The 4,330-nt window shown below is 61.7% G+C and carries 3 protein-coding genes and 1 pseudogene; 2 read left to right on the top strand and 2 right to left on the bottom strand.

Going from position 1 to position 4,330, the window contains the following annotated elements; translation table 11 throughout:
• Positions 1-315 (bottom strand): SPW repeat domain-containing protein (locus tag MOX02_RS29565; RefSeq protein ID WP_170268049.1); only part of this gene is annotated, 315 nt, incomplete at its 3' end.
• Between the two features lie 482 nt (positions 316-797).
• Between MOX02_RS29565 and MOX02_RS29560 the strand changes: the two genes are divergently transcribed.
• The gene (locus tag MOX02_RS29560; protein WP_147029340.1) at positions 798-1,229 is read left to right on the top strand and encodes a CBS domain-containing protein; all 432 of its coding nucleotides are present in this window, start codon (positions 798-800) and stop codon (positions 1,227-1,229) included.
• 325 nt (positions 1,230-1,554) lie between these two features.
• Here MOX02_RS29560 and MOX02_RS29555 read toward each other — a convergent pair whose 3' ends face one another.
• Positions 1,555-2,988 carry a Do family serine endopeptidase gene (locus MOX02_RS29555; protein WP_147029338.1) on the bottom strand — a complete coding sequence of 478 codons (1,434 nt, stop codon included), beginning with the start codon at positions 2,986-2,988 and terminating at the stop codon, positions 1,555-1,557.
• Positions 2,989-3,718: 730 nt separating this feature from the next.
• Here MOX02_RS29555 and MOX02_RS29550 point away from each other — a divergent pair.
• A pseudogene (locus MOX02_RS29550) lies at positions 3,719-4,330 on the top strand (IS5 family transposase); the annotation flags it as partial.

Here is a 4,330-nt window from a genome sequence, read left to right as displayed (position 1 = left end):
TGTGCCTCGTTGTTGACTGAACTCGAGCGGCCGCATGCCAGCCCTGCTGTTCCCTATCCCGTTGGCTGCGATTCCGGGCACCACGGACCCGACGACGATATGAGCACAGGCCGCTCGCGACAGCCTCTCCCAATGCAAAAGCCAGGGCGCCGCCAGGAGCCAGGTGCCTACAGCGACTTCGGCCCACGCCCTCCACTCGCGGAAGACCACCGCGGCCGAGAACCCGAAGCACATGACCAGAACACCGCCTAACACGGCGCTCCGAGGTGCCAGCAGCTCGTCGGCTTCATCAAAGATCTGCGGCGTGACGAGCAAGATCATTCTCGGGATGACGCCATAAAGCTCGGAGGCCACTTACTGTAGGCAAGGCCTCCGGCCACAACCTCGGCTCGTGAAGAGTTAGCGAATGTGGCGGGGCCTTGCCGCCCTGCTTCAGCAGAGCACCCGAGAATATCGTAAGAGCTTTCAGGTTAGACAAGAGTAAATAGCGGACAAACTCGGGCTTTCTGCGAGGCTCCGCGTTCGCGCTGTTGGCCTATGCCGCTGCGTCGAAGCTGGACAGACCTGATCGTGTGAGCAACTCCAGTGGATGTTTCTCTGGCCCGCAGCTTGAGTAAGCACCAGCACGCGCTACGGCCCGCTTCGCCTTCTACTTTGACAGACATCACAAGGGAAAATTCGCGCGCCTGTGCTGTGTCGGCCGCATGGAGCGGTCGGGTTCAAGTATGATCATCCGGCTGATGGGAGCGGCGGGCCGCTATCGCGCGTTATGTAGTGTTTCTTCAGGGAGGAACATCATGACCGTTGCGCATATCCTGGCCGAGAAAGGCTCCTCTGTCGTCACGGTACGGCCTGATGATCCGCTTGCGGACGCCATCCACCTGCTAACCAAGAATGGCATAGGTGCGCTCGTCGTCATGGACGGGGCTCGTACTGTTGTCGGCATCATCTCAGAGCGCGACATCATGCACGCGCTTGCGGCCCATGGGGCGACCGCCCTGGACCTGCCGGTCTCAAGCCAGATGACCCGGAAGGTTGTCACTTGCCGGCGCGAGACCACGAACGACGAGGTGATGCGGCTGATGACTGAGGGCCGGTTCCGCCATATGCCAGTGTGCGAGAGCGGCAAGCTCGTCGGCATCATCTCCATCCGTGATGTAATCGAACGGCAGCTTGCTGTGCTAGAGGCCGAACGACAGGCCATGCACGATTACATCAGCACGGCGTGAGATGTAGTGGGGCGCCTGATGGTGTGAATAGCGCAGCAGCTAGTGCACAGGCGCGGACGAACGCGCATGAGCTCGCCTGCTAAGCGGCTGCGAGTCCGCGGAAAATCCGGCCGATCGCTGCACGTTTGTCTACGTCAGTGCACTAGTCACACCGCACGCGCGTTGAAGCCAATTTTCGCAGCTGCCCAAGTTGTTTTGGAATAGCTTGGGCGGCGTCAGCTCAGCATGAAGTGAACGCGATTTGCAGCTGGAGCACACGACTGAGTTCGCCTCAGGTGTGCGCAGCGCATGCCAGCGGGTTTTCAGGAATCGGTCTCTATCTCAGCTATCCCTTGATTGCGACGAAGATGAACCGGCCACCACGTAGCAGGCCGCAGAGGACCGGCTTACCCTGCTTCTGTGCTTCGGACCATGCCCTAGCTACATCGGGGGGTTCTCTGGCGGCCTGATTGTTCACTGAGACGATCACGTCGCCTGGCTGCATACCACCCTCTGCTGCAGGGCTCCCGGGATCGACTCTCTGCACCAGCACTCCAGGTGTATTGGCAGTCAGACCGAGCTGAATGCGTGCCTCGTCAGGAACGGGAGCCAACACGAGGCCCAACCGTCTGCTGCCGTCCAGCTCCGACATGCCTGTCTGTGACGCCGGCGGCCCGCCATCACGATGCCCCAGCTTGATGGAGAAGCTGTGTGTCTTGTTCTCGCGGATCACGTCGAGGGTGACGGAAGTTCCCGGCTTGAGCGCCGCAATCCTGCGGGACAGATCCCGCCCACTCTGGACTTGTTTACCGTTGAGGGCTGTCACGATGTCGCCGACCATAACTCCAGCCTTTTCGGCTGGCCCACCGGGCTCCACACCAGCAATCAAGGCGCCCTCAGTGCCTGAACGGCCAAGGGCCTGAGCGATGGCAGAGGTGATTTCTTGCAGGCGCAGACCAACGAAGCCGCGCTCCACGCGCCCGGTCTGAATGATTTGCTCGGCAACCGCCTGAGCTGTTCGGGAGGGTACTGCGAAGCCAATGCCGACGCTCCCGCCGGAGGGCGAGAATATCGCGGTATTGACCCCGATTACCTCACCGGCAGCGTTGAACAGAGGACCGCCGGAGTTGCCCTGGTTGATAGCGGCATCGGTCTGCAGGTAGTCATCGTAGGGACCAGCCTGGATGTCGCGCGACCGAGCGGAGAGCACTCCAACCGTCACGGTACCGCCTAGGCCGAATGGGCTGCCGATCGCAATCGTCCAAGCCCCCGGCTCCATCCGGTCGGAGTCACCCCATGATGCCACCGTGAGACCAGCTGGCGGTTCGATCTTCAACACGGCTACGTCAGTCGCGGGGTCCCGCCCTATGAGCTTGGCGGGAAGGTCCGTCTTGTCGGCGAGCCGCACGTGAATCTCGGCCGCATTTCCGATGACGTGGTTGTTTGTGACGATGTAGCCGTCGCGGCTAATCACAAAACCTGATCCCAGCGATGTACGAGCTGGCCTTTCGATCCCCCCGCCCCTTCGCCCTCCAAACCGCCTGCGCAAGAGCTCCTCTAGTGTGGTTGCCTCCGATGCATCCTGATCCTGCAGCTCAATCATCTGCTTAGTCAGAATGGCAACAACTGCCGGCATCTTCTGACGGACAATGGTGGTGAAATCGATCGGTGCCGCAGGCGGCTGGGCCGTGGCGTGTCCGGGAGGCATTGCCACCGCTGCTATAGCAAGGGAGCTTACAATCCCGACGCCCCACAATTGACGCTTTACCACCCGGTACATCTGGTCTCCTTATCGGCCCAACACTCTGTTGGGATCGGTATTAGTGCGCTGCAACGTTTTCCAATGAGCGCCCACATCCTTGTGAGATGAAGCTACGTCCCAAGGAGATGCTGAGAAATAGACCACACGGCGCATCTTGATAGGAGAGTCGCGGAATTCAACCGCGGTTAAGCAGGTAGCCGCCGGTAAGGTGAGTCCCTACTACCCCGATCTGCGAAGTGAGAATGTCTTTCTGTCAAGTGCAGCCGGTGCAGATCCCGCGCATGATCGCGTTATCCTCGTCCTGCTGCGGCGTGCGCTTCTCAATCCCCCGTGTAGCGGCAGGATCAAAACTGCCTGGACGAGGCACTACTCGGCCCGTCGGAGCCGTGTAAGGAGCCGTGATCGGTGAACTTGGTCGGCTTACGTCCCCTGCGCGACCAGCAGGCTGCGCCAGCACAGCCTGCGGCGGGCTCAAGGCAAAGAGCAGGGCGGTCACAAGAAGAAGCCTTGCGAGCATGACGGCCTCCGACTTCACATCCTCTTCCGAAACAAAGATATGAGGCTTGTCTACCTAGTCTAGGAGAGCCGTCGGCTGCAGATCTCCCTGCAGAATCATGAAAAATCTGCAATCCTGTAAGACCCCGTTTCATAACGGCGTGAGGGCGTGCTGATGGGGTGAGCGGCGAGCATCGCGGGCGTTGGGGGAGTGTCTGACGCTACCCCGGATCGCCGATGTGGACGCCCGCCGATCTGCGATCGGCCCGCCGCCCGCGCAGAACTTGCGCGCGAGAGCCAGCCTTACGCAACCAGCCTGACCGATGCCGAATGGGCAGTCGTTTCTCCTCTGCTGCCCACTCCTGCCGCGACAGGGCGGCCGCGCCGCTGACCGATGCGCTCCGTGCTCGATGGCATCCTGTACGTGCTCAGGACAGGGGGCGCCTGGCGGCATCTGCCGCACGCGTTTCCGCCCTGGTCCACCGTTCATCGCTGGTTCTTGCGCTTGTCACAGGCGGGTGTGTTCGAGCGTCTCGCCCACACCCTGGCGATGGCAGATCGCGAGCGAGCTGGATGCGAAGCAAGCCCCAGCGGTGCCATCCTGGATGCCCAGGCGACGCGCTCGGGCGGCGTCGGTGTCGAAGGTTCGCGCGGCTACGATCCAGCCAGGCGTCTCGTTGGGCGCAAGCGTCACGCGCTCACTGACACGGATGGGCGCCTGCTCGTAGCTGCTGTCTCGCCTGCTGATCTGCACGACAGCCACGGCGGCCTCGCGCTGCTGCGCGCCTCGCGCCGCCGTTGGCCCTTCCTGGCCCACTGCTTCGCCGATCGCGCCTACATCTTGAGGAGAGATCGGGCCTCTAAG

Origin of the sequence: Methylobacterium oxalidis (assembly GCF_007992195.1) — a bacterium.
Classification (GTDB): Bacteria; Pseudomonadota; Alphaproteobacteria; order Rhizobiales; family Beijerinckiaceae; genus Methylobacterium; species Methylobacterium oxalidis.
Note: the sequence above shows the minus strand (reverse complement) of the source record. Positions and strands in the feature narration are given on the sequence as shown.

Excerpts from the sequence above, each read along its gene's own strand:
- MOX02_RS29560 (WP_147029340.1), top strand. The coding sequence starts at position 798 with ATGACCGTTGCGCATATCCTGGCCGAGAAAGGCTCCTCTGTCGTCACG.
- MOX02_RS29555 (WP_147029338.1), bottom strand. The coding sequence starts at position 2,988 with ATGTACCGGGTGGTAAAGCGTCAATTGTGGGGCGTCGGGATTGTAAGC.